Here is a 25916-nt window from a genome sequence, read left to right on the forward strand (position 1 = left end):
CTCACGGGGCCATCTCGAAGCCGTTGGCGAACAGCCGGTCGGCGAATTCGTCGGCGCCCATGTCCGGGGCGGTTCCGGCGAATTCGTCGTTGATGCCGGGCAGGCGCTCGCCGCGGTCGATGGCAGCGCTGCCCGGTCCCAGCCGGAAGTCGCGCTCGCCGGCGGACACGAGCCCCGGGGGGGCATTGATGCCACTGGTCTCCTGGCCGGTGGCAGCGCCCCCGAACGCGGAGAACGAGGTGTAGTTCGTGCCCATCCAGCGGACGAAGCGCGTGGAGTCCGTGGTGTAGAGAAGGTCGTAGTTGAAGTCGAGCGTGACGCTGTTGACCTTGTCCAGCACATTGCGCGTGCCGGCATAGATGTTGTTGCGCGAGCGGATGTACGTGCTGAAGCCGGGCGTCAGCAGCGACATCGCGTCCGTCGATGGTGCCGCTGTCACGAAGGTGTTGTGGTAGAGCAGCACCGGACCGACCGGCGTTGAAAATCCGCTGTTGATCTTCAGTACGCTGGACGTATGGCCGTCTATCTGGCTGCTGCGTGTAGAGCCGATATCGAAGGCGACGTTGCGCAGGATGAACGTCGGACCCGGCGCGGCCGGCGCCACGGCGAAGGCCATGTGCGAGTCGGCGATGGTGTTCTCGAACAGGCGGATGTTCGCGCAATAACCTTCCGGTTCGAGTGCGTCGTCGTTGTGGTGGCGGAAGGTGTTCCGGTAGATGTCCACCTCGGTGGTGACGCCCGAGGGCGGTGCCGCACTGCCGCATGGGCCGATGCCGTTGAACCAGCCGGAAAACTGGTTGTGGCGCACGACGTGGCCGCGGCCGACGTTGTCGGTGAACGCGATACCATTGTTCTCGGAGCTGCTGCCCTTGGTCACCGGCCAGGGCCATCCTGGGATCGAGGTGTCGTACAGGGTGTTGTCTTCGATCCGATGCCGCGATCCGCCTTTCACCCAGATTCCCGCGGAGCCGATGTCGTGGATGGTGTTGGCACGCACGATGACGTCGTTGGCCTGGCGCAGGTAGATGCCCTTGCCGTAGTCGCCGGCGCCGAAATGACGAATTTCCAGGTTTTCGATCCGGATGAACGAGCGGCCGTCGACGACAATGCCGTCCTCCAGGCGCGCCACGTGAAAGGTTCGCGGTGACGGCGAGGCATTGCCGGGCAGCTTGACGTGCAGCTGGGTGCCGTCGTGCCAGAAGCCGCCGGGGGCGCCCGCCGCGAGTGCCTGCAACTGGGCCAGGCTGGTGTAGCGGAAGAGGCGTCCCTGGTCAGATACCACATGTCCGGTCGCTGTCGCGTGCGAACGCCGGTAAACGCCGCTGCCCACGGACGTCCAGGCATTGTCCGGGCCGACCACCTGGGCGCCGTCCAGCACGACGCCCGGGCCCTGGCCCCGCAGGATGATCGGTTGCGTCGCCGTTCCCGAACGAGGCATCGAGACGGATTCGCGGTAGATGCCCGGTGCCACCAGGACGGTGTCGCCGGCCTGTGCGATGGCGACGCCACGGCTGATCGTCTGCACCGCAGCCTGTGGCGACAGGCCGTTGTTCGCATCGTTCCCCGTCGGGGTGACGTACACAGTCCGCAGACCGGCTTCCGGCAAAGTGTCCGGGCGGGTGGAAAGCGTCGTGACCTGACTGGTGGCACCCGTGGTGCCGTCCGGGTCAGTCAGCGTCAGGCGGATTTCGTACGCGGTTCCCGGCGAAAGGTGGAAAAGACTGCCGGCCAGATGCGTCGCATCGATGCGAACCAGCGGATGCGCACCGCGGAACGCCGGCTCACCGGCGCGGCGCCATTCCAGCGTGACCCGTGCATCGCGATCGGCATCGCCCGTCAATGTGGCGATGGCGCCGCCGGTAACCAGGTTTCCGTACCCCTCGACGCCCGCCAGCGTGGCGCTGTTCTGCGCGATCGCCGGTACGGAAACGGCGGCCATCAGGATTGCCGACAGTCGGAGCACGTACGCCTTCATGGAGCTGCGTTCCTGGAATGGAATCGCAGCGTATACCGCATTTTCGCGAAAATTTGTGGCGCAATCGGTACTGCGGCGGATGGCAACGGCGGCCGACGCGCGATCCGCCGCCGTTACCGGGCTGACGGTCTGCCAAGGTCAGTTTTCGAATCCGTCGTGGAACAGCGTGTCGCAGCCGGCGCCAACGTCGGCTTCGAAGGCATCGGCGTCGATCGGGGTCACGTCCGGCAATCCAGCGGCATTCAAGGAATGATCGTAGTTGGCGCGGACGTCGCCGGACTGGAACCATCCGTCGAAGAGGGCCACGTCCGCGCTATCGGCCCGGCCGTCTTCGTTGAGATCGGGGCGACAGAAACCCGATGGAAGTGACGCGGGGCTTGCTGGATCGGATTGCCATTCGCGCTCGTCGCGATCGAAGGCGCCGTCGGCATCGCGATCCACGCCGCTGCGGTATTGCGAAAAGGCCGCGACTACCGTGAAGGTCACCTCGGCGCCGGCCGCGGCGCCGGTACGCAGGCTGTCGAGGTCTGTGAATTCATGCCGGCGATCGGAGAGGAAGCGATTGCCCGTGACGTACACCCAGCCGCGATCAACGCCCCCGCGCCGGCCCTTGGCAATCAGGCCGACACGTCCGCTGTCCGCGAGCGCGACGAACGTATCCAGGCGCGAGAGGTCCGCCGCGTTGGTGGTGTTGCCGCCGTCGAAGGTCAGCTGCTGGCCGACGGCGGGCGGGGTCTCGCTGTCGAAGGCCAGCAGGTAGGCCTCCACATCGCGGCGGCGTTGCGGCGCCACCGCCGGGCCACCGAAATTGAAGCCGCCGAGCAGCAGGGCGCCGAGCGTGTCGAACTCCGAATCGCTGTTGAAACCGAAGCCCTTGGCGTTGTCCTGGCGGTTGTTCCGCCAACCGGCCTTTTCCCACAGTCCACGAAGCTGTGCCTGTTTCATCGTCTGCGGCGTGAGCGGCAGGAACGGGTCGTCGACCTGCCTGGTCGTTCCCGTCGGCAGTGCATGGCAATCCACGCAGGCGAGCGTCCCGGCCAACGTGGGCAGGGTGAGAAAGAGCGTCTCGCCGTTGACGGCGTTGCCAGTACCGCCGCCGACAGGCATCGCCGTGGGCAGGCTGCCGTCGATGGACCGGTTTGGATTGGGTGGATAGCGCACGGTCGCCACGAAGTCTTCGAAGGCCTGCATCCGGGCCGCATCCGGTTCGGCGTCTGCACCTTGGAGGCTGACAAATGCCGGCGCAAACGCAGCGAGGTTCTCGCGGTCGCCGCGCCAGTGCATGGCGCCGTTGCCGACGATGCCCTGCAGCGTCTGCGTCACCAGCGGACCCTTCATCGGGTGCCAGTCACGGCAGGTCTGGCCCTGACGGCAGGGTTGGTTGACGGCTTTCATCTCGCCCTGCGGACTGCCCAGATCCCAGGCGAGGAAATCGCTACGTCCGTCGACATGGCAACTGGCGCAGGCGGCCTGCCCCAGGCCGCTGGTTGCGTGGGTGTCGTACAGGAGCGGACGTCCTGCGCGGATGCTCGAAGGCGTGGGATCGAAGAAGGCCAGCCGTTGTATTTCCTGCAGCGTCGCGGTCGTGATAACCGAAACGGAGGCGTCGAACTTGTTGAGCACGTACAGGTGAGTACCTGCTGCATCCAGGACCACGCCGGTGGGGCCGGCGCCGACAGCGACGCGTCCGGTGCGCGTGCCGCTGCTGTTGGTGACGATGAGGTTGTTGGAGCCCATGCCGGTGACATAGGCGAGGTCGTCGACCGGATGCCAGGCGATCCCGCGTGGATCGCCGAGCGACTGGGCCCGGGTTGCCGCAGGCACTGTGCGGACGGTGTAGTCCAGGTGCGGATTGAGATCGGCGATGACGGCCGCGCCTGTGGCAGGGTCCACGTTTGCGATGGAAACATGGACAAAAACACTTTGTACATTCGGTTCAAAGCGGATCTGGTTGAGCGATTCGGTGCCCACCGCAGTCACCTGGCCGTCCGGCCGCGTGCCCAGTGCCATCAGCTGGGTCATGAGACTGGCGAAATAGGTGACCTGCAGCGTCTCGGTGTCGATGCTCGCGATATCGTGATCATGCAGATCCCAGGTGACGAAAGCAGACCAGTCACGGCCGTTGTCGTCGCGCCAGCGTCCATTGCCGTCGCGCCGCACGATGTGCGCGACCGGCGGCGGTGCCGGCAGACCAACAGCCAGTGGCGGATCAAAGGTGTTGCCACTGTTGGGCGGTGGACTGGCGCCCGCATAGGGACCTGCCGGGTCGGTGACCTCGGCCTGGCCAATGATCGTGGTGCCATTGCCCGACTCGAAGAAGGCCACATACACGTGCTGCCGGTCCGGACTCACCGCCAGCGCGCGCGGTTCTTCGCCCTCCAGTGCCAGCGTGGTCGCAGGCGCTGCCAGGTTTGCAGGATCGTAGATGCGCACCTGGTTGAGTTGCGACAACGACACGTAGGCGCGTTCGGGATTGCCGGCAAACACGACGTCCGCCGGTTCATCGCCGGTGCGCAGCGTGGCGACCACGCGCGCATCGGAGATATCGACGATGCTGATGCTGTCTGACAGATGATTGACCACCCAGGCCTGCGCGTTCGACCGGACGCGCACACTGACCGGCTCCACGCCGACGGCCACGGCGCCGGTGGATTGCAGCTGGCCGTCGGTGTTGCGTGTGAAGATCTCCAGGCGCTGGTCAGCCGTGTTGACTGCCAGTACGTGCGTTCCGTCCGGGGTGATATCCAGCGGGTGGACGTGCGGGCTTTCCCAGTTGGCAAACTGGTTCTGCGCGGACGCGGAAGCAGCCGCCAGGCCGAAAAGGCCTGCCAGTGCAGAGCGAAAAGCGTTCATGAAACCCCCTGTGCAGTGCGACCGCGCTGCCATGACGGCAGGCCGTCGAAACAGGGGAACGTGGGCAGGCCCGCGGCGTTGACGCCTGCAGGAGGCGTGCAGCGCGGGCGCTATGGCTCGTTGCTGGTGTCAATGCGCTGCTCCACCGAGCTCAGCCGGGTCTGCAGCGCTTCCACCAGGGATTCGAGCTGGGCGATACGCTGTTCCAGCTCGCGCGAACTGCCAGTGACCTCGTCAGTCGTGCCCGGCGACGCGCTGATCGTCGCGCCTGCCGCGGTGGCCGCCGACTCGCCGCAGAGCAGGTGCATGTAGCGGTCCTCCCGCTGGCCTGCACCGCGGGGCAGGCGCACGGCCAGTGCCGGTTCGCGCTGGCACAGCCGGTCGAGCGTGGCGCGTACATCGTCGAGTGCACCGAAGTCGGCCAGCCGTTCTGTGCGTGTCAGCAGTTCGGCGATCGTCTGTGGGCCGCGCAGCATCATCACCGCCAGCAGAGCCCGTTGCCGTGGCGTGATGTTGAGCGCCTGGTCCATGCGATGCTCGTAACGCGACACGCGCGCGGACATCGAACCGGCTACCAGGCGTTTTGATTCAAGCTGGCGCAGTGTATGGCCGACCTCGCCCTGTTCCAGGTTCATTACCGGGTCACGGTTGGATTTCTGATTGCAGGCACCGACAACCGCGTTCAGCGTCAGCGGATAGACCTCGGGTGTCGTGGCGGCCTTCTCGACCAGGCAGCCCAGGACACGGGCCTCGTTTGCATTGAGCAGGGGAAAGCCCTGGACGTTGTCGGACTCGCTCACGGTGAACTCCAGCATTCGTCGAATATCGCCTGATTATGGCGCAACCGCTGCGCTTGTCATGACGTGGGATTCACACCATGCCGCGTCTCCTGCGCTAGATTGCACGGGCGGATGACGGATATGACGGTGCGATACCTTCTTGCGGTACTCAGTCTTGCGCTTCCGGCGGGCGCGTCGGCGGTATTCATGGACTGCATTGCGATCGACGGGTTCGAGAACACGGTCGCGACCGCGCCGGCGAACTGGCGCTCCCATGTAATGCTGACCAATTGTGCGCGTCGCACCGCCTTGCCGGCTGCTGTTCCGGCTTTGCCGGTGATGCGCTGGGATACGGCGCTGGCCGCCACGGCGCAGGCCTACGCCGACCAATGCCGCTGGCAGCACAGCGGCGCGCCGGGACTGGGGGAAAACCTCAATGCCGCGGCGCAGACGGTCGGATTTCCAGGCAACCAGGAAACTGCCTCAGTCACCAACTGGGCCAGCGAGGCAGCCCAGTACAACTACGCCGCCAACTCCTGCAGCGGCGTATGCGGCCACTACACGCAGCTGGTGTGGCGCAGTACCACCGCTGTCGGCTGCGGATTGCGTAACTGCACCAGCGGATCTCCGTTTGCCAATTTTCCCAACTGGACCATCGTCGTCTGCAACTACTCGCCGCCCGGAAACTTCACCGGCCAGCGGCCCTATTGAGTGCGATAGCGCTGCCATAGGTACAGTGGAACACCACCGGCGACCAGTCCGGCACCCCAGGCCAGGGCCTCCCTGCCGGCGCCCGCCAGTGCCAGCGCCGTGTAGATTGCTGCCGCCACGCCGGCCAGGCGCAGCCACAGGCGTCGCGGTTCCAAAGTCACCAGCGCCAGCGCACATACCAGGTAGGGCAGCAAACAGGCGGCCGTCGACAGCAGGATAGCCCAGGTGAACAATGAAACCAGGCTGGCCTGGTAGTTCGCTGCAATCAAAATCGTAGCAAGCACCGCGCCCGCAGCCAGGCCGATGACGGGCACGCCGCGGGCGGATCCGCGCGCGAAGAACGCAGGAAACAAGCCGTCGCGGGCGATTGCCTGCGGCATCTGGCCGAGCATGAGCACCCAGCCGTTGAGTGCGCCCAGGCAGGCAACGGCGGCCAGCACACTCACCGCGATGGCGGCGGAATCGCCGAGCAGGCGGCTGATCGCATCGGTGAAGGGGGATGCCGATGCTTTCAGCAGGTCGGCGGGCACCATGCCGGCGACTGCCGTGCAGGCGGCGATCGTGATGACGATGGCGATGGCGGTACCGGCGAGCGTGGCGCGCGGTACGGTGCGGTCCGCATTGGCGACGGCGCCAGCGGGTATGGTGGCGCTTTCCAGTCCCATGAACGCCCACAGGGTGAGAGCCGACGTTGCCGCTGTCACTTGCCATAGCGGTTGCTGGGATGGATTGAAGGGCCTGAAATGGGCCGGGTCGGCCAGCAGCAGACCCGCTGCGGCGAAAATCACCAGTACGCCGACCTTGAATCCCGTGGTCAGCAATTGGAGGCCACCGGCCGTCCGCAAACCGCGCGCGTTGACCAGTACGCAGGCCAGGAGCGTGATGACCGCCGTCACAGTCGACCGCAGGGGCGTGGCGGTGAGCGCCGGAAACACTGCGCCGGCATAACCGGCGAACGCGATCGCAATGGCCGGTATCGCGCTCCAGACCGAAATCCAGTAGCTCCAGCCGACGATGAATCCGATCGCATCGCCAAAGGCCGCGCGCGCGAAGGTGTAGGGGCCGCCGGAGTGGGGATACAGCTGGCTGAGCCGGGCAAATACGGCGGCCAGCAGCAGGGCGCCGACGCCGCTACAGGCCCAGCCCAGGAAACTAGCCGAGCCGTACACCGCGAGCGCGCTGGGCAGGAGGAACAGGCCCGAGCCGATCATATTGCCGACGACCAGCGCGGTCGCCGTCCAGAAACCCAGCGGCGCCGCGCGCGGGAGAGTGCTCGAAGCAATGGGGTCTGCCATGACGGTTCCGCGACAGGGAGGGGCGCCGGCAGCCGGTTGCCGGAAAGAAGAACCGGGTCCTTGGGCGACCCTCAGCTCACGCCCGCCTCGCGAAAGGCGCGGCGGACCAGTTCGTGGAAATGGTGCACGCCGCTTTCGCGCCGAGGGCACAGGCGGCCGGCGGTGTACGAGCCCGAGCCCAGGCGCTTCTGCACGGAAATGCAGATCTCCACATCTTCCTGCTGGACGACATCGCTGAAGGCCTGGTCCCGGTCAAAGCGTTCGCTGGTGTCGCCCTCGGCCGATGCTGGGTAGAAATAGTCGAAGTCGACGCGGCAGCGGGCGTGGCCCAGCGGTATCACGCGGTTAGTCTGCAGACGGCCGGGCAAAAGATTCAGCATGACATTCGGCCAGATGAAGTAGTACAGCGCATCGCCGGCACCATAGACATTCTCGATGTTCTCCAGCGGGCTCCATTGCAGGGAATACCAGGGAGCGACCTCCGTGGTGTAGCTGCGGTAGTCAAGCAGGCGGTTGAGTGTCGGATGAATGTGCGGGACGTGGTAACCCTCCAGGTAGTTGTCCACGTACACCTTCCAGTTGCAATCGATTTCGTAGCTGACGCGGTGATGGAATCGATAGGTTTCCGGATCGTGCCCGTTCATGCGTTCGTCGATGCCGGCGACGATCTCCGCCAGCGGCGTGACGCAGTCGAGTGCCGCGAACACCAGGCCGCGCCACTGTTCCACCTGGATCTCGGGCAGATGGACCGCCTTGAGGTCGAACTGGCTGGCCGAGTCCATGTCGGGTGCGTTGCGCAGGTAGCCGTCAAGTCCGTAATTCCAGCCGTGGTAGCGGCAGCGCAACGATCGCGCGCCGCGGCCGTTGCACAGGGCAATCGGGCCGGCCCGGTGACGGCAGACGTTGTGGAATCCGCGCAGTTTTCCGTCTTCGCCGCGCACCAGGATGACCGGCACGCCGCTGATCTCGTCCGCGACATGGTCGCCCGGTGAGGACAGCTGTGCCGCGTGAGCCACTAGTTGCCAGGAGCGGGCGAAGACCAGCCGGCGTTCCTGCTTGGCGACGGCTTCGTCGACATAGAGGCCGGCGGGCAACGCATAGGCGCTGTCCAGGGGCTGGGAAAGGTGCCAGTCGTCGCGCAGGTCCATGGTCTTGGCGGAAAGTCGAGGCTGTGACCGAGCGTAACCGGCCGGGAGCGACCTGCCAACGCAGCGCGGGGCAGTGCTGTTACCGGAAATGCCCGACGTGCACCAGGCTGGCCCAGTAGTACGGGTGACGGAACAGGCGATTCTGGCGCATTGCGCGCTGGGCACTGCGCAGGGCCTGGGCCGGGTTGACCGGCGTGGCGGCGTCCAGCGCGGTGTACAGCGCCGGTACCCAGGTGGAGGTAGCGGCATCACTCACGGGCCACAGCGCCGCGATGACATGCGTGGCGCCGCCGGCCGACAGCGCCGACGCGAAATTCGCCGCGCCGCCGAAGCGGCCGGCCTGGGCGCCGTTGCCGCCGAGCTGGCAGGCATTGAGCACGACCAGCTCCGCGGCGATCGGACGGTCGGCGAGGTCAAGCCAGGACACCAGCTCGGCATCCGCATCGCCGGCACGGGGTGTCAGCCAGAGTCCGGCATAGCCCTGCAGCCCGGGGCGCACTGTGCCGTGTGCCGCGATGTGCACCCAGGCGCCCGGCGTGGCCAGCGCCAGCTGCAGGGCGGTGCGGTCAAACTGGGCGTCGCGCAGCGCGCTGACGGCACGCCCCGGCAGGGCGGCTTCCACACGGCGGGATTCCATGACGGCGGCCGGCAAGGCCGGCAGCTCGGCGCGTGCACCGCCATCGGCCGTGCTGGCCAGAATGAACACTGGCCCCGGGGCTGGCTGGGCTGTTGCCGGCTGTGTGGGCTGGACAATCGTCACGGCGGTGGTTTCGACCAGTGGTTGTGCTTGTCCGGGCCACAGCAGGGCACTGTACGGAATTCCCGCGAGGCCCTCGTCGACCATCAGGCGCAGGTGCTGCGGGGGTGGCCGGTCGCGCGGTGCAAACAGCGCGCGCGACAGTGCGTCGGTGGCGAGCGCGAGCTGCATGGGGGCTGTGTTTGGATCCGCTACTGCTCGGAGGAAATCCTTCGACGCCGCCTCGAACTCGCGTACCGTGCCGGCCGACAGAACCTCGATGCCATCGGTACGCACCGCGACGTTGAGCAGGTGTGTGGCGCTGAAGGCGAGAATCAGAAACTCGTCGTCCGCCGGCAACTGCGCGCGGACGCCTGCGAGTGTCGGTGGCTTCGGCGCGTGGGGTGGAGCTGAAGCCGTCGCCGCACCCGCGTACAGGCTCCACAGAGAACGGTGCGATGCGGGCGGCGGCAGGTCGGCCGGACGCAGCAGTTCGGCTGACAGCTGCCGATCGAAGGATTCGGCGTCCAGCACCGGCATGGCGGCGGACGGGGCCAGCAGTCGCGAGGGATGGGAACGGATGAGCATCGTCCACAATGCCTCCTCACCTGGCCGCTGCAACATCGGTAGCGCCATGTAGTACGTGAGCCAGTCCTGGCGCAGGCCGAGCAGTCGCAAACCCGTGATATGGCGCAGCGGCGCCGCGCCGCTGCGGCTGGCGGCGTCGGCCAGGTGCAGCATCGCCTGGTCGAGCGTGCCCAGCGCAGCCGCGGGATGGCGTCCGCGCGCCTCAATGGCGGCCCGGGTGCGGGTGAGCGAGAAAAGGTCGTCGAACGTGCCGGGCGCCCGTTCGCCGGCGATCACCTGCTGCGCCAGTTCCACCTCGCCGTTGTGCAAAGCCTGGCGTGCCCGGACGAAGGCCGTGCGCTGCGTGAGACGCGGCGTGAGCGTGACGCCTGATGGATGCGCCGGCAGCGGGAGGATTTCGCCGTCATGCAGGCGCATGTCGACGGTATCGAGCTGGCTCTCGTACGCCGCCAGCCCCATGCCGAGGCGTCGGAACAGTGCACCGGCCCGCTCGACGTCCTCCATGGCGCCGCTGAGGTTGCCGGCGGCCGCACGCAGGCGGCCGCGCAGGCGCAGGGCAGTGGCGACGCGCGAGGGAGCTTCGTCTTCCGGCAGGCGCCGGAATGCGTCGTCGACGAACAGGGTGGCTTCGGCATGGGCGCCCAGCATGTGGTACAGCTCTGCAATGCGTAGCAGTGTGTTGGCCTGCCAGCGCGGCCGTCGTGCGGCTTCGTAGGCAGACAGTGCCTTCTGATAGTGGCGGGCGCCGTCGAGGATCCGTCCGTCGAGCGCCGCCAGCTTTCCCTGCGCCAGTTGCAGATTGCCGGTGACAAAGGCGCTGACCGACTGCGGTTCGATGGTTGCCGCGCGCTCAAGGTAGCGGCGTCCGCGTGCGTAGTCGCCGCGCTCCAGAGCGAAGCTGGCGGCGTTGGCGTAGGCATTGGCGGCGTCATTGAGCTCGCCGGCCGTGGCGTAGATGGCCGGCAGCGCGTCGTAGCAGCCCTGGGCGTCAGCGCCCCGGTCAAGGGAGTGCAGCGCCATGCAGCGTTCGGCCTCTGCCCGTGCGGCGAAGTAGTCCTGGCGTGCGCTGCGGGCGAGCTCCCGCGCCTGCACGGCGGCACCGGCGGCCTGTTCGAACTGGCCGGCGCGGATGCGTTGCTCGGCGACACCCAGCATCGCCGCGGACTGTCGCGCCGTGTCGGCGACCGATTGCCATTGCTGCGCGGCGACGCTGTACATATCCGCCGATTCGACGGGCCGCTCCGCCTGCGACAGACGACTGGCCTGTGCGTGAGTCCGCCACGCCGCGCAGATGCGTTGGGTAGGCCCTGCGGGACTGGGGGCATAAACCGGTTGGGTCAGCGTATTGAGGCAGCGCGCCAGTGCCAGGATGTCCGCGTCGGCTGCGCAGTGCAGCGTGACCATGGCCGCGGCGGAACGCCCATATGGTGTGGCCGGCCGCACCTGGATATCCGCGTTGGCGCTCAAGGTCAACGCGGCAATTCCCAGACGCGGCGGCCGTGCGTCAATGGACCGATAGGCCACTTCGCCGGCAAAGCGCCATTCCAGATCGCGCCCGAGCTCCTCGATCATCAGCACGGCGGTGCGCGCATCGCCCGCATCGCGGTCTATCTGCAACAGCAACTCGCTGCCGGTCTCGATCGGGAATGGATGTGGTTCCTGCCCGCAACGCAGTCCGGCGCGGTGCTCCGCGGCGTGCAGTGCGCCGCAGAGCATCAGCAGCAGCGGGAGGAACGGCGCAGCGGCCATGGCGCGGCTATTCGCCTTCGTGGCCGTTGCCTTCGTCGTCCTGGTCGTAGGTGCGTTGGACGTCCTCATCGAGTGCGGCGAACAGTCCTTGCTGTGGGGTTTCCGTAGTCGTTTCCAGAATGTGGCCTGGTGAGAAGTTTTCTTCCGTCGGTTGCGGGTGGACCGAACCGTCGCGAAATACTTCCAGGTGGATGCGTCGTCCCAGTTCAGCGTCATCGCTACGCCGGAAAAGATATATTTTCCACGTTCTGTGCTCACCGGACACGAGCTTCGTCAGCTCGCCTGCCAGGCAATGGAACTGCGCTCCGACCGGAAAGGCGCCAGCCAGTGTGACGGGCGGCGCATCGGGCAGTTGCAGCTGTGTCCCGTGCAGCTCGACGTGCGTATCGATCTGCAGGACGTCGGAATTGGACGCCACGGAGGTCAGCCGGAACCGCGCGCCATCCAGGTCCAGCGGCGAGAGCGCCAGGCAGTTGTACCGGTTGCGCAGGCAGAAGGCGTAGCGCTCCCTTGCTTCGGATGCGGACAGGCGTTGGCTTGACGCGATCGCTTGGATCCAGCCGCGTACGATCGGCGTGACTGCCAGATACTCGGCCTGGTCGTCCGGCTTCTTGCGGCAGGTATGCAGGCCGACCAGTTCAAATGTTCCCTCGCGCCAGATGGCACCGCCGCTGCAGTCGGCGCCGGGCAACGCGAAGCCGGGCACCGACGCCACCCGGCCGCGCGGCTGGCGAATGTTCTCGTCGACGACCGGTCCGTCAAAACGGGCCTTGCCGATCACTGGCAGCGGCGCGTAGTTGCCATGGGCGTCGACTCCAAGGCCGCAGTAGTCGAGCATCGCGGGCGCGGCGTCAGCGGCCGCGCCATCGGCCAGTGTCGTGTAGTGGGTGAATCCGCTGATCGGTTCGGCGAACTCCAGGGCACAGATCTCGTCCTTGCCGCCCAGCAGTTCCGCCGCCTGTGCCGGCCAGCGGCCCATTGGCAGCAGGTCGACTGTGCGGTTGATGCTGCGCCAGTATATTTTGCTAATTCGTACTGGTTTCCCGTTCGGCCGGCTGCGCGCCCACAGTTGGCGATGCGGTGTGCGCACACAATGCGTGCAGGTGATGGCCAGGGTCGCTGTGATCAGGACAGCAGTGCCAAGGCACATGTTCGACTGGTCGAACAGCTCCACCGCTGGTGGCGGTGCAGTATGAGTGCTCCGCGCCGGGCGGGTGGCCGGCGCGACATCGGAAAGAGCAGGTGATGGCGGCGTCGCGTCGTCGAATTGATCGGTGGGCATGACGGTCTCCTGGGCTGGTTCGGTGCGGGACGCCAGTGCACTGCGGCGAGATCGTCGCCCCCTGTGGTTCGTCCCCCTGGAAAGCCTGAGCGCCACCTCGGTGCGATCGGCAGGATGTGTTCAGGCGTTCCCTGTCATAGGGTGTCAACGGCGTCACTTCTCTCACTCCGATGGACCGTGCCACGCCTGTCGCCAGCGCTTGCCCTGGCTGCGCCTTCTGCCGCTCGCCGGGTCAGGTCAACGGTGCAGCGGGAGTTGGCCATCCCGCCGGCGTGGAGCGGTTCGGCATATTGCCGATTGCATCCTTTCCAAGCCCGAAGGCACGAACTAGACTCCACGTAGATCGACAGGCGAGGCTCCCAGCACGTGTGTCGCCAGGAGCCTCTCGCGCAACGCGTTGCCGCGAGGAGGGTGAGGTGCGTCCCACCGATATCCGGGTTCCTGATTACTTTCATAAAGTTGTCGATTGCCAATGGGCGTGCCCCGCCCACACGCCGGTGCCGGAATACATTCGGCTCATCGCTGCCGGCCGCTACGCCGACGCGTACCTGGTGAACTGGAAATCCAACGTCTTTCCTGGCGTCCTGGGCCGCACCTGCGATCGCCCCTGCGAGCCGGCTTGCCGGCGCGTCCGCGTGGAAGAGAACAACGGCGAGAAGCCCGAGCCGGTCGCAATCTGCCGGCTCAAACGGGTAGCGGCGGACAACAAGGGCGATGTGCGCCAGCGCCTGCCCAAGCCCGGCAAACCCAACGGCAAGCGCATCGCCTGCGTGGGCGCCGGCCCTGCATCACTGACGGTGGCACGTGACCTGGCGCCGCTGGGCTACTCGGTGACTGTCTTTGACGGTGAGGCGAAGGCGGGTGGGTTTATCCGCACCCAGATTCCCCGGTTCCGCCTGCCCGAGTCGGTGATCGACGAGGAGACCGGTTACATCCTCGACCTCGGCGTCGCGTTTCGCGGCGGCGAGCGGATCGACTCGCTGGCCCGCCTGCTCGGTGAGGGGTATGACGCGGTCTTCATTGGGTGCGGCGCGCCGCGTGGCCGCGACCTGGACCTGCCCGGTCGTGCCGAGGCAAGCGCCAATATCCACATCGGGATTGATTGGCTGGCATCCGTCTCATTCGGGCACATCGAGAAGATCGGCCGGCGTGTCATCGTGCTGGGGGGCGGCAACACGGCCATGGATTGCTGCCGTTCGGCCCGCCGGCTGGGCGGTGAGGATGTGAAGGTGCTGGTGCGATCGGGCTTCGACGAGATGAAGGCCTCGCCGTGGGAAAAGGAGGATGCGCAGCACGAAGGCATTCCGATCCTCGACTACCACGTTCCCAAAGCCTTCCTGTGCGAGCAAGGGCGCCTGGTCGGCATGCAGTTCGAGCGCGTCCGCGCCGAATACGATGCAAAGGGCCGGCGCAAGCTGGTGCCGACGGGCGAACCCGACGTCACCGTTGCCTGTGATGATGTCCTGATCGCGGTCGGGCAGGAAAACGCCTTTCCGTGGATCGAGCGCGATATCGGCCTTGTCTTCGACGAGTGGAACATGCCGGTGGTCGATCCGGCCACGATGCAGTCCAGCCTGCCGCACGTGTTTTTTGGCGGCGATGCGGCCTTCGGACCCAAGAACATCATCTGGGCCGTTGCACACGGTCACGAGGCGGCGGTTTCCATCGACCGGTTCCTCCACGGCGAAGCGGTGAGCGAGCGGCCGCCGCCGCAGGTCAATCTGCTGTCGCAGAAGATGGGCATCCACGAGTGGAGCTACGAGAACGAGATTTCGCCGGACGACCGTTTCAAGGTGCCGTGGGCAGCGACGGAACAGACGCTGGGCAACATCCGCATGGAGGTCGAGCTGGGTTTTGACCTGGCCACTGCGCGCAAGGAGACGCAGCGTTGCCTCAATTGCGACGTGCAGACGGTGTTTTCAGACCGCGTGTGCATCGAATGCGATGCCTGCGTCGATATCTGCCCCATGGATTGCATCAGTTTCACTGCGAATGCCGATGAAGGGCAGCTGCGCACGCAGCTGTCGGCACCTGCCTTGAACCTGGCTCAGGACCTGTACGTTTCGGGCGAGCTCAAGACCGGGCGCGTCATGGTCAAGGACGAAGATGTCTGCCTGCATTGCGGCCTGTGTGCCGAGCGTTGTCCGACCGGCGCCTGGGACATGCACAAGTTCCTGCTGGAGATGACACACGCCGGTCCGGGGTGCCGCAGTCGCCAGTCGTGCCAGGAGGCCGCATGATCCGCCCGGTGTACCGCCGCAGTATCCAGGGACTCGCGGGACGTCCGTCGGCGTCCCGCCCGCAGGAAGGCCACGCATGACACCCCTCTCGGCCACGAACGATTTCGTCATCAAGTTTGCCAACGTCAACGGTTCCGGTTCGGCTTCCGCGAACGAACTTTTTGCCAAATCCATTCTGCGCATGGGCGTACCGGTCAGCCCGCGCAATATCTTTCCGTCCAACATCCAGGGCCTGCCGACCTGGTACGAAGTCCGTGTCAACGAGCGCGGCTGGCTCGGACGCCGGGGCGGCGTGGACATCATGGTCGCGATGAATCCGCAGACCTGGGATGCGGATATCGCCGAGATCGAGCCGGGCGGCTATCTGTTCTACGACGCGACGCGGCCGATGCCGAAATCGAAATTCCGCGACGACATCGTCGTGCTCGGCGTGCCGTTGACCGAGATCTGCAATGCCACCTACAGCGATGCGCGCCAGCGCCAGCTGTTCAAGAACATCATGTACATCGGCGCACTGTCGGTGCTGCTGGATGTGGATCCGGCCGCGATCGAGCGCCTGCTGGGCGAGCAGTACAAGGGCAAGGAAAAGCTGCTGGATGCGAACAAGCAGGCGTTTCACCTGGGACGCGACTACGTGACCGCCAACCTGCCGCACCCGATCGGCCTGCGCGTGCGTCCGGCCGAGGGTGTTGGCGATCGCATCTTCGTTGATGGCAATACGGCAGCAGCGCTGGGCTGCGTCTATGGCGGTGCGACCGTGTGTGCGTGGTACCCGATCACGCCGTCATCGTCGCTGGCTGAGGCGTTCCAGAAGTACTGCATGAAATTCCGCGTCGATCCGGAAACGGGCGCAAACAAGTTTGCGATCGTGCAGGCGGAAGACGAGATCGCATCGATCGGCATGGTGGTCGGCGCTGGCTGGAACGGTGCGCGTGCCTTTACCACGACCTCGGGCCCGGGCATCTCCTTGATGAACGAGTTCATCGGGCTGGCCTATTTTGCCGAGATTCCGGTCACCATCATCGACGTGCAGCGCGGCGGGCCATCCACCGGCATGCCCACGCGCACGCAGCAGTCGGACGTGCTTGCCTGCGCCTACGCATCGCACGGCGATACCAAGCACGTATTGCTGCTGCCGGAAGATCCCGCCGAGTGCTTCGAGTTCTCTGCGGCGGCATTGGACCTGGCAGATCGGCTGCAGACGCCGGTCTTCGTGCTGACGGACCTGGACATCGGCATGAACCAGCGTCTGTGTGCGCCGATGCGCTGGGACGATACCCGCGAATACGACCGCGGCAAGGTGATGACGGCCGAAGCGCTGGAAGCCGGCAAGGATTTCGGACGCTACAAGGATGTCGACGGCGACGGCATTCCCTACCGAACCTATCCGGGCACGCATCCGGAGCGTGGCGCCTACTTCACACGCGGTACCTCGCGGGATCCCTACGCACGGTATTCGGAAAGGGGGCCGGACTACATCTACAACATGGAGCGGCTGCTGCATAAGTTCGATACGGCGCGCGGGCTCGTGCCGCAGCCGCTGTTGCGCAGTGCGCCGCAGAAGACGCGTTTTGGTGCGATCTTCTATGGCTCGACCAGTCCCGCGATGGCCGAGGCGATCGATGAGCTCGAACGTGACGGCATGATGGTGGACACCCTGCGTGTGCGTGCCTTCCCGTTTCCCGACTCCGTGCGCGAGTTCGTCGAGGCGCACGACGTGGTATTCGTGGTCGAGCAGAATCGCGATGCGCAGCTGCGTAGCCTGGTGATCAATGAGTTCGGCATAGACCCGGCGCGCGTCCCGGCTGTTCTGCACTACGACGGTACGCCAATCACGGCGCGCTTCATTGCACGGGCCATCGGCGAGCGCATGCGCTCGGCCAACGGGCGGCCGGCGGCGGAAGTCCGGGCCGCACCGCTGGGTGTGCCGGTGTCATCGGCGCCACGCTGAGGAGGCGACGTGGACAGCGCCAACCTGCTGCGATTTCTGCCCGAACTGTCGGCCCTGCTCATGCTGGCGGCGTTCGTGGTGCTGTTCCTGCGCACCCGTTCGCCCTGGCTGCTGGGCGCCATCGCGGCAGAAGTCGCGTCGTTCGGGTTCCGCATCGCCTTCAGCGTGTTCGGCTCTGAAATGATGCAGAACCCGATCTTTCTCAGCGCATGGCAATTCAGCTCGCTCATCTGGGCCGGTTGCCTGCTGGGCTTTGCCATCACCTTGCCGCCAGCGGGCAAGTCCTGACGCACCTTCGAATCCCGGGCTGATCACGATGACCTACATCGCCAAACCCAAGCTGCACCACCCGACCTTGCCGCAGAACGCGTTATGTTTCACGCGTCGCGACTACGAGGGCAAGATCTCGACGCTGTGCGCCGGCTGTGGACATGATTCAATCTCGGCTGCCATCATCCAGGCCTGCTGGGAACTGGCGATCGAACCGCACCGCGTTGCCAAGCTCTCGGGCATCGGCTGCAGTTCCAAGACGCCCGACTATTTCCTCGGGCAGTCGCACGGATTCAACACGGTGCACGGCCGCATGCCGTCGGTGCTGACGGGCGCGAACCTGGCCAACCGCGAGCTGCTGTACCTGGGCGTTTCCGGTGACGGCGATTCGGCATCGATTGGCATCGGACAGTTCGTGCACGCGATCCGTCGCGGCGTGAACATGGTGTACATCGTCGAGAATAACGGCGTGTACGGCCTGACCAAGGGGCAGTTCTCCGCCACGGCCGACCAGGGCTCGACATCCAAGCGCGGCGTGGTGAATGCGGACAGCCCGCTGGATCTGGTCGGCCTGGCGCTGCAGCTGGGCGCAACCTACGTGGCCCGCAGCTTCAGCGGCGACAAGCGCCAGCTGGTGCCGCTGATCAAGGGGGCCATGAGTCACCGCGGGCCGGCATTTCTGGATGTGATCAGTCCCTGCGTGGCTTTCAACAACCACGCGGGCAGCACCAAGAGTTACGAGTATGTCCGCGCCCACAACGATGCGGTCAATCGCCTGGACGTGATTCCGGAGCGCCAGGCCATTGCGGTGGACTACGCCGAGGGCGAGACGATCGAGGTCGCGCAGCACGATGGTTCGGTGCTGCGGTTGCACAAGCTGGATGCAGGCTACGACCCGCGTGATCGCATTGCTGCGATGAACTACGTGCAGCAGCACCAGGCGCGCGGCGAGGTGGTCACCGGCCTGCTCTACGTCGATGCGCAGGCTGCGGACCTGCACTCGCATCTCAATACCGTCACGCAACCGTTCAACACGCTGACGGCGAGGGATCTGTCGCCGGGCACGGCGATGCTGGAGAAGATCAACGCCTCGCTGCGCTGAGGTTCTAGCCAGTTGCCTGGAGTGCTTCGGACAGCCGGTCGACCGCGACGACCTCCATCTCGCCGATGCGTGACTTGCGCGGCGCATTGGCCTTCGGGACGATGGCCTTGAGAAAACCGTGCGTTGCCGCTTCCTTGAGGCGTTCCTCGCCGTTGGGTACGGGGCGGATCTCACCCGAGAGGCCGATTTCGCCGAAAGCGATGAGTTTTTCGGGCAGGGCGCGATCGCGGAAGCTCGACAGCACGGCCAGCACGACAGGCAGGTCCGCTGCGGTTTCCTGCACGCGGATGCCGCCGACGACGTTGACGAAGACGTCCTGGTCGTACACGGCGGCGCCACCGTGACGGTGCAGCACGGCCAGCAGCATCGCCAGGCGGTTCTGTTCCAGGCCCAGCGCCACGCGCCGCGGATTGGCCAGGGGCGATTGATCGACCAGCGCCTGCACTTCGACGAGCAGCGGCCGCGTCCCTTCGCGCGTGACCATCACGGCACTGCCGGGCGTGGGCCCGGCGTGGGCGGAGAGAAAAATCGCCGACGGGTTGGGGACTTCGCGCAGGCCTTTGTCCGACATGGCGAACACGCCCAGCTCGTTCACGGCGCCGAAGCGGTTCTTGAAGGCGCGCAGGACGCGGAATCGGCTGCCGGATTCGCCCTCGAAGTACAGCACGGCGTCGACCATGTGCTCCAGCACGCGCGGCCCGGCAATACCGCCTTCCTTAGTGACGTGGCCGACGAGAAACACGCTGGTTCCCGATTCCTTGGCGAAGCGGGTGAGCTTGGCCGCGGATTCGCGCACCTGGCTCACCGATCCCGGCGCGGCGGTGAGGAGTTCGGTCCAGATCGTCTGGATGGAATCGACGATAAGGACGCGCGGTTTCTCTTTTGCGGCGTGTTCCACAATGCGCTCAACGCAGGTCTCGGCCAGCGCGCGCAGCGGCGCCAGCGTCAGCGAGAGGCGTTGCGCGCGTGAGGCGACCTGCGCCAGCGATTCCTCGCCGGTGACGTACAGGCCACTCAGGCGCTCGCCGAGCGCCCCCAGCATCTGCAGCAGGAGCGTGGACTTGCCGATGCCCGGGTCGCCACCGATCAGGACGACCGAGCCGTCCACCAGGCCGCCGCCCAGGACGCGATCCAGTTCACCGATGCCGATGGAAGTACGCGCCTCCACGTTCTGGACCACATCGCCCAGCGATTGCACCCGCGGCGCCGTGGCATCGCCGGCATAGCCGCTGCGGCGGCCGGTGCCTGCCTTGGCCGCCGGTGAAAGCGTGATTTCCGACAGCGTGTTCCAGGCACCGCAGTCGACACACTGGCCCTGCCACTTGCTGTGTTCGCTGCCGCATTCGTTGCAGACGTAGGCGGTCTTGGCCTTGGCCATGGGGGTTCCATCGTTCCGGTCAGCCCCGCAGTGTAGGGCCGGGGCGAAGGATCGGCACCTGCCGTCTCGTACGGTGCGACGCAGCCCGATCCGGGCGGCCGGTCCCGCTGGTGAATCTCAGTCGGATTCGACGAAGAGTACGCGGCGCGTCATGCCGCAGGTGAGGTCGTAGGAGATCGTTCCGGCGTGTGCGGCGATCTCCTCCGCGGGCAGACCCGGCCCCCAGAGCAGGGCGGTATCGCCGACCCGCGCCTGGGGCGCCGGGCGCAGGTCGATGGTGACCAGGTCCATGGATACGCGGCCGATGATGGGGACGCGTTGGCCGTTGACCAGGACAGGGGTTCCGCTGGCCGCGCTGCGCGGATAGCCGTCGCCGTAGCCGATGGCGATGACGCCGACTGGCATGTCCTCGGGGCAGGTCCAGGTGCCGGCATAGCCGACTTTCTCGCCGCGCTGCAGCGCGTTGATGGCGATGAGGCGGGTCTTGAGCGACATCACCGGCTGGAAGCCGAAATCCGCGCCGCATTTGCCCTCGACCACCGACAGCCCGTAGAGCAGCCCACCGGCGCGCACCCACTGACCGCGTGCCTGGGGCCAGCCCAGCACGCCGGCGGAATTGGACAGGCAGCGTTCGCCCGGAAAATCGGCGGTGACGCGCTGGAAACAGTCGATCTGCTCGGCGGTGGTACCGTTGTCGAATTCATCCGACGCCGCGAAATGGGTCATCAGGACAATATCCGGATCGACGCTGGGCAACGCCGCCAGGCGTGCGCGGACCGCAGCGACGGCTTCCGGCGCAAATCCGAGGCGATGCATGCCGGTATCGATCTTGAGCCAGACGGCGAGGGGGCGAGGGTCTTTCTCGGACTCAAGCCACTGCACCTGGGATTCGTGGTGAATGACGGCGTCGAGCTTGAGCCGGCGCATTTCCGCCAGGTCAGCCGGTTCATCCGGGCCGCTGAGCACGACGATGCGCTTGCCGTGGCCGGCGGCGCGCAGGCGCTGGCCGTCGGCGATGGCGGCGACGCCGAACGCATCGGCATCGGCCAGGGCGCGTGCCACGCGTTCGAGACCATGGCCGTAGCCGTCGGCCTTGATCACAGCCATCACCTTGGCTCCCGGCGCCAGCGTGCGGATGCGGGCAAGATTGGCGCGCAGGGCGGAAAGATCGATACGGGCGACGGCGATGCGGCTCACGGTGACACGGATTCCTTTCTCAGGCGGACAGCGCCCGTCGTCCTGGCCGGGTATTACTCGTAGGACCCGAGGTAGTTGTCCGACGCATAGTTCTCGAACTTGGTGTACTGGCCCAGGAAGGTGAGTTTCAGGCTGCCGGTCGGGCCGCTACGCTGCTTGCCGATGATGATTTCGGCGAGGCCCTTGTCGGGCGAATCCTGGTTGTAGTACTCGTCGCGGTAAATGAACATGATCATGTCCGCGTCCTGCTCGATAGCGCCGGATTCGCGCAGGTCGGCCATGACGGGGCGCTTGTCCTGGCGTTGTTCCAGCGAGCGGTTGAGCTGCGAGAGCGCGATCACGGGCACGTGCAGTTCCTTGGCGAGGGCCTTGAGGCTGCGCGAGATTTCTGAAATTTCGGTGGCGCGGTTCTCTTTCATTCCGGGCACCTGCATCAGCTGCAGGTAGTCGATCACGATCAGGCACAGGTCGTGTTCGCGCTTGAGGCGGCGGCAGCGCGCACGCAGCTCCGACGGCGACAGCGCCGGCGTGTCGTCGATGAAGATCTTGGCTTCCGACAGCAGGGTGATGGCGCTGGTGACGCGCGGCCATTCTTCTTCCTGGATGTCGCCGTTGCGCAGGTGCTGCTGGTTGATGCGGCCGACGGACGAGATCAGTCGGAATGCCAGCTGCGAGGCCGACATTTCCATCGAAAACACGGCCACCGCGCGCTTGGTCTTCATCGCGGCGTATTCGGCCATGTTGAGCGAGAACGCCGTCTTGCCCATGGCAGGACGCGCCGCGACGATGATCAGATCGGATGGCTGCAGGCCCGCGGTGAGTTCGTCCAGGTCGGTGAAACCGGTCGGAATGCCCGTGACGGTGCCTTTGTTCTCGAAACGGTGATGCAGGATGGCGAAGGCGTCCTTCACCGCGGTGCGCATCGGCACGAAACCCTGGCGGCCGCGCGCGCCGGCTTCCGCGATGCGGAACACGCGCTGCTCGGCGCCCTCGAGGATTTCCTGCACGCTGCGCCCGTCGGGCTGGAAGCCGTCGCCGACGATCTCCGTGCCCGCATCGATCAGCTGGCGCAGTACCGATTTCTCGCGGACGATGTCGCAGTAGGCCAGGATATTGGCCGCACTGGGCGTGGAATTGGCCAGCTGCAGCACGTAGGTCGTGCCGCCCACCATCTCGGACAGTCCCTGCGATTCAAACCACTCGCCCAGGGTGACCGCGTCGCAGGGCATGCTCTTGTTGGACAGCTCGGCGATGGCGCGAAAGATCATGCGGTGATCTTTGCGGTAGAAGTCGTCCTCATTGAGGCGGTCGGCGACGCGGTCCCAGGCTTCCGGGGACAGCATCAGGCCACCGAGGACGGCCTGCTCGGCGTCGATGGAGTGGGGCGGGACGCGCAGGGCGTCCACTCGCTGCGGGGCGGGTTTGCGATCGGGTGTGGCGGACATGGTGTTCTCGCGGCGAGCGGCGGGCGCTCCGTCGGATCATGCGCAGCGCTGTCTCAGAAGTCGATACAACAACCCTGTGGATATGTTGTGCGCAGAGACGGGGCTGACCGATCCCGGAAGGGTTGTCACAAATGTTCGGACGATGCGGTCACACCGCCTGAAAAAGCGACGGGCGCCCGAAGGCGCCCGTCGAGTACAGCGTAGGGCGTCGAAATGCGGCTGATCAGCCTTCGGCGACCACGACGACCTTGACGGTCGTGTGCACGTCGGCGTGCAGGTGCACGTGCACTTCGAATTCGCCGATGTGGCGCAGCGGGCCTTCGCCCATGACCACTTCCGACTTTTCCAGCGGCTTGCCGGCGGCGGTGAAGGCCTCGGCGATATCGCGCGGACCGACCGAGCCGAACAGCTTGCCTTCGGGGCTGGCGTTGGCCTTGACGGTGACCGACGCGCCTTCCAGGGCCGCCTTGCGGGCTTCGGCGCCGGACAGGATCTGGTTGGCCTTGGCTTCGAATTCAGCGCGACGCTGCTCGAACTGGGCCACGTTGTCGGCGGTGGCCGGAACGGCCTTGCCCTGCGGCACCAGGTAGTTGCGGCCGTAGCCGGGCTTGACCTTGACCTTGTCGCCCAGGGCGCCGAGGTTCTTCACTTTCTGCAGAAGGATGAGTTCCATCGTAGTACTCCGATTCGTTAGCACCGGCGCAAGCCGGTGCAGCGGGTGGCTGTCCGAATCGCGATGTCATGAACGTCGCGAAGCAGTCAGAACATCTTTGGCGCAAGGCCAAAGACAAGCGCGCCGGCAGATGCCGGCGCGCAGTGCGATCAGTGGTTGTCGCAGTAGGGCAGCAGCGACAGGAAGCGGGCGCGCTGGATGGCGACGCCGAGCTGACGCTGGTACTTGGCCTTGGTGCCGGTGATGCGGCTCGGGACGATCTTGCCCGTCTCGCCGATGTACTGGCGCAGGGTGTTCAGGTCCTTGTAGTCGATCTCGACGGTGCCTTCGGCGGTGAAACGGCAGAACTTCTTGCGACGGAAAAACTTGGACATGGTGTGCTCCTACCTCAGGCCGCTTCAGAGTCGCTGGCGTCGGCGCCGCCGCCGAAACCGCCTTCATCGTCGTCGCGACGACGGCGATCGCTGTTCTTCTCGTCCTTGGTCTTCATGATGAAGGACTGTTCCGTGACCGCTTCGTCGCGGGCCAGGATCAGGTGACGCAGGACGGCGTCGTTGAAGCGGAAGCCCGACTCGAGCTCGTTCAGCACGTTCTGCGAACATTCGATGTTCATCAGGACGTAGTGGGCCTTGGCCAGGTTCTGGATCGGGAAGGCCAGCTGACGGCGGCCCCAGTCTTCCAGGCGGTGCACGGCGCCCTTGTCGCCTTCGATCAGCGCCTTGTAGCGCTCGATCATGGCGGGCACCTGTTCGCTCTGGTCAGGGTGGACCAGAAACACGACTTCGTAATGACGCATGCGATTTCCTTGTGGATGTCGAACGGCGGTTGCCGTTGCGCAGCCTCCCGGAGGATCCGATGAGGCAAGGCCCTCCGCCGGTTGGCAGAAGGGGCCGGCATTCTAGTGGAGCCCCGCCCTTGGCGCAAGTTGTTGAACGCAAAGCGGTCCGGCGGCCCAGGCGCCGGGCGGTTACGTCGGAGCCGAGGCACACGGAGGCGCCGCGTTCGTTCCATAACTGGTTGAATGTAATTACTTTTTCATCGTCTGGTGCGTGTCGGCGCGGACGCGCTCCGGGGACGCCCAGGTCGTTCGACGATTCGGCATACCCGCCCCTGCCCGGACGCGCCGGCCGGGAGTATCTTTCACCGCACAAGATTCCAATTTCCCATTGTGTGCTGCTGTCCCGTCTGCCAGGAGGTCGGAGCGATGCCCACAGCCGTTGTACCCCGGTATCGGCGGATCCTCACCGCTCTGGTCGCCACGCTGCTGGTCATCGCTCTGTTCGAAGGGACAGTCCGGCTGCTGGACCTGCCTCACCTGCCATCGGCCCTCATGATCGGTGCCATCGCGGCCGGTTACCTATGGGGGCTCGATGGCGGCCTGGGGTCCGCGCTGATGATCCTGGCCTACGCAGCGCTGGTCTGGCAGGTTCCGGGCGGTGATTTTGCCTATACCCGGGACGATGCCATACGCCTGTCGATCCTGGCCTTCGCGGTGCCAGGCGCGGCGGCACTGGTCGGGTTTCTCAGGAAGCTCAGCGCCGACCGGCTGCGCGCCATGGAGGAAGAAATTCAGCAGCGCCGGACCTCGGAGCAGGCGCTGCGGCTATCCGAGGAACGTTTCCGTGCCGTCGCAGACACGACGGCCGATGGCATCATCACCATCGGCGAAGGCGGGCGTATCCTCTACTGGAATCCTGCGGCTTACCGGATGTTCGGTTACCAGGCCGATGAGGGGCTGGGGCAGTCACTGGAAATCCTGGTGCCCGAGCAATACCGCGACTCCTATCGCAAGGGACTGGTGCAGTACGCCGCCAGCGGCAGTTCGCCGACCGCGGGGATGACCAAGGAATACCTGGCCCGGCGCAAGGACGGTTCCCTGTTTCCGATGGAATTGACGCTGTCGACCTGGCAGGCGTCCGGTGGCGTTTTCTTCACCGGCATTCTCCGCGATATCAGCGCCCGCAAGACTGCCGAGGCCGAGCGGGAGGCGCTGGCGCATTTCCGCAGCCGGATCCTGCAGCACTCGCTTGACGTCATCTGCACGGCCGACAAGGACGGGCGCTTCACGATGGTCAGCGCGGCCTGCGAGACGATGTGGGGCTACGCGCCGGAAGAGTTGCAGGGGCGCCAGTACCTGGAGTTCGTGCATCCGGACGATCGCGAAGCGACGGCGGCGGTCGCTGGCAACATCGTCGGCGGGCAGCCCATCTTCGACTTCGAGAATCGCTACATCGGCAAGGATGGGCGGGTGGTGCCGGTGATGTGGTCGGCGCAATGGTCCGACGAGGACCAGTTGCTCTACGCCGTGGCGCGTGACATGACCGAGCGCAAACGCGCGGAAGAGGAGCGTGCGCGGACGCGCCAGTTCATCGACACCCTCAAGGGCCTGTTGTCGGTCTGCGCCTGGTGCAACCGGATCCGTCGCGAAGACGGGGCGTGGGAGAAGCTGGAGTGTTACGTCGAGAAGCATTCGGAGGCGCAGTTCTCGCATGCCATGTGTCCCGACTGCCTGGCGCGGCATTATCCAGACCCGGACTAAGAAGC

General features: G+C 65.9%; 19 protein-coding genes. 6 read left to right on the forward strand and 13 right to left on the reverse strand.

Features of this window, described 5'->3' with window-relative positions:
• Window position 1: 1 nt before the first annotated feature.
• From N4264_RS09425 to N4264_RS09435, 3 genes are all read right to left on the reverse strand, one after another.
• Complete coding sequence (locus N4264_RS09425; RefSeq protein WP_261696780.1) at window positions 2–1975, reverse strand: right-handed parallel beta-helix repeat-containing protein; 1974 nt, start codon at window positions 1973–1975, stop codon at window positions 2–4.
• Between the two features lie 138 nt (window positions 1976–2113).
• Window positions 2114–4828 (reverse strand): YncE family protein, encoded by a 2715-nt coding sequence (locus tag N4264_RS09430; RefSeq protein WP_261696781.1) that lies wholly within the window; start codon window positions 4826–4828, stop codon window positions 2114–2116.
• Window positions 4829–4938: 110 nt separating this feature from the next.
• Window positions 4939–5628 (reverse strand): YceH family protein, encoded by a 690-nt coding sequence (locus N4264_RS09435; RefSeq protein WP_261696782.1) that lies wholly within the window; start codon window positions 5626–5628, stop codon window positions 4939–4941.
• Window positions 5629–5754: 126 nt separating this feature from the next.
• Between N4264_RS09435 and N4264_RS09440 the strand changes: the two genes are divergently transcribed.
• Window positions 5755–6318 (forward strand): CAP domain-containing protein, encoded by a 564-nt coding sequence (locus tag N4264_RS09440; protein ID WP_261696783.1) that lies wholly within the window; start codon window positions 5755–5757, stop codon window positions 6316–6318.
• On the opposite strand, the gene N4264_RS09445 is transcribed toward N4264_RS09440, so the two are convergent.
• The 4 genes from N4264_RS09445 to N4264_RS09460 all read right to left on the reverse strand — a co-directional run bounded on the left by N4264_RS09445 (window position 6312) and on the right by N4264_RS09460 (window position 13116).
• Window positions 6312–7613, reverse strand: coding sequence for an amino acid permease (locus tag N4264_RS09445; RefSeq protein ID WP_261696784.1), 1302 nt, complete (start codon window positions 7611–7613; stop codon window positions 6312–6314). The genes N4264_RS09440 and N4264_RS09445 overlap by 7 nt on opposite strands.
• Window positions 7614–7684: 71 nt before the next feature.
• Window positions 7685–8761 carry an aromatic ring-hydroxylating oxygenase subunit alpha gene (locus tag N4264_RS09450; RefSeq protein WP_261696785.1) on the reverse strand — a complete coding sequence of 359 codons (1077 nt, stop codon included), beginning with the start codon at window positions 8759–8761 and terminating at the stop codon, window positions 7685–7687.
• 79 nt (window positions 8762–8840) lie between these two features.
• Window positions 8841–11834 carry a CHAT domain-containing protein gene (locus N4264_RS09455; protein WP_261696786.1) on the reverse strand — a complete coding sequence of 998 codons (2994 nt, stop codon included), beginning with the start codon at window positions 11832–11834 and terminating at the stop codon, window positions 8841–8843.
• A 7-nt stretch (window positions 11835–11841) separates the two neighbouring features.
• Window positions 11842–13116, reverse strand: a complete 1275-nt coding sequence (locus N4264_RS09460) for a hypothetical protein (RefSeq protein ID WP_261696787.1) — start codon at window positions 13114–13116, stop codon at window positions 11842–11844.
• Between the two features lie 170 nt (window positions 13117–13286).
• Here N4264_RS09460 and N4264_RS09465 point away from each other — a divergent pair, with 170 nt between their 5' ends.
• The 4 genes from N4264_RS09465 to N4264_RS09480 all read left to right on the forward strand — a co-directional run bounded on the left by N4264_RS09465 (window position 13287) and on the right by N4264_RS09480 (window position 18679).
• Window positions 13287–15356: an FAD-dependent oxidoreductase gene (locus N4264_RS09465; protein WP_261696788.1), complete on the forward strand. Its 2070-nt coding sequence runs from the start codon at window positions 13287–13289 to the stop codon at window positions 15354–15356.
• Window positions 15357–15432: 76 nt separating this feature from the next.
• The gene (locus N4264_RS09470) at window positions 15433–17307 is read left to right on the forward strand and encodes a 2-oxoacid:acceptor oxidoreductase subunit alpha (RefSeq protein WP_261696789.1); all 1875 of its coding nucleotides are present in this window, start codon (window positions 15433–15435) and stop codon (window positions 17305–17307) included.
• Window positions 17308–17316: 9 nt separating this feature from the next.
• The gene (locus N4264_RS09475; protein WP_261696790.1) at window positions 17317–17595 is read left to right on the forward strand and encodes a hypothetical protein; all 279 of its coding nucleotides are present in this window, start codon (window positions 17317–17319) and stop codon (window positions 17593–17595) included.
• Between the two features lie 28 nt (window positions 17596–17623).
• Window positions 17624–18679 (forward strand): 2-oxoacid:ferredoxin oxidoreductase subunit beta, encoded by a 1056-nt coding sequence (locus N4264_RS09480; RefSeq protein WP_261696791.1) that lies wholly within the window; start codon window positions 17624–17626, stop codon window positions 18677–18679.
• A gap of 4 nt (window positions 18680–18683) precedes the next feature.
• Here N4264_RS09480 and radA read toward each other — a convergent pair whose 3' ends face one another.
• The 6 genes from radA to rpsF all read right to left on the reverse strand — a co-directional run bounded on the left by radA (window position 18684) and on the right by rpsF (window position 24168).
• Window positions 18684–20057 carry a DNA repair protein RadA gene (gene radA, locus N4264_RS09485; protein ID WP_261696792.1) on the reverse strand — a complete coding sequence of 458 codons (1374 nt, stop codon included), beginning with the start codon at window positions 20055–20057 and terminating at the stop codon, window positions 18684–18686.
• Window positions 20058–20174: 117 nt separating this feature from the next.
• On the reverse strand, window positions 20175–21254 hold the full coding sequence (gene alr / locus N4264_RS09490) for an alanine racemase (RefSeq protein WP_261696793.1): 1080 nt from the start codon (window positions 21252–21254) through the stop codon (window positions 20175–20177).
• 53 nt (window positions 21255–21307) lie between these two features.
• Entirely contained in the window at window positions 21308–22699 is a 1392-nt protein-coding gene (locus N4264_RS09495) for a replicative DNA helicase (protein WP_261696794.1), read from the reverse strand.
• A gap of 223 nt (window positions 22700–22922) precedes the next feature.
• The gene (gene rplI, locus N4264_RS09500; RefSeq protein ID WP_261696795.1) at window positions 22923–23372 is read right to left on the reverse strand and encodes a 50S ribosomal protein L9; all 450 of its coding nucleotides are present in this window, start codon (window positions 23370–23372) and stop codon (window positions 22923–22925) included.
• A 149-nt stretch (window positions 23373–23521) separates the two neighbouring features.
• Window positions 23522–23746: a 30S ribosomal protein S18 gene (gene rpsR / locus N4264_RS09505; protein ID WP_255914065.1), complete on the reverse strand. Its 225-nt coding sequence runs from the start codon at window positions 23744–23746 to the stop codon at window positions 23522–23524.
• Window positions 23747–23760: 14 nt separating this feature from the next.
• A complete protein-coding gene (gene rpsF / locus N4264_RS09510; protein WP_261696796.1) occupies window positions 23761–24168 on the reverse strand; it encodes a 30S ribosomal protein S6 in 408 nt (135 codons plus the stop codon).
• A 408-nt stretch (window positions 24169–24576) separates the two neighbouring features.
• On the opposite strand from rpsF, the gene N4264_RS09515 reads away from it, so the two are divergent.
• The gene (locus N4264_RS09515; RefSeq protein ID WP_261696797.1) at window positions 24577–25911 is read left to right on the forward strand and encodes a PAS domain S-box protein; all 1335 of its coding nucleotides are present in this window, start codon (window positions 24577–24579) and stop codon (window positions 25909–25911) included.
• The last annotated feature ends 5 nt before the right edge of the window (window positions 25912–25916 follow it).

The sequence above is a fragment of the Tahibacter amnicola genome (assembly GCF_025398735.1).
GTDB classification, from domain to species: domain Bacteria; phylum Pseudomonadota; class Gammaproteobacteria; order Xanthomonadales; family Rhodanobacteraceae; genus Tahibacter; species Tahibacter amnicola.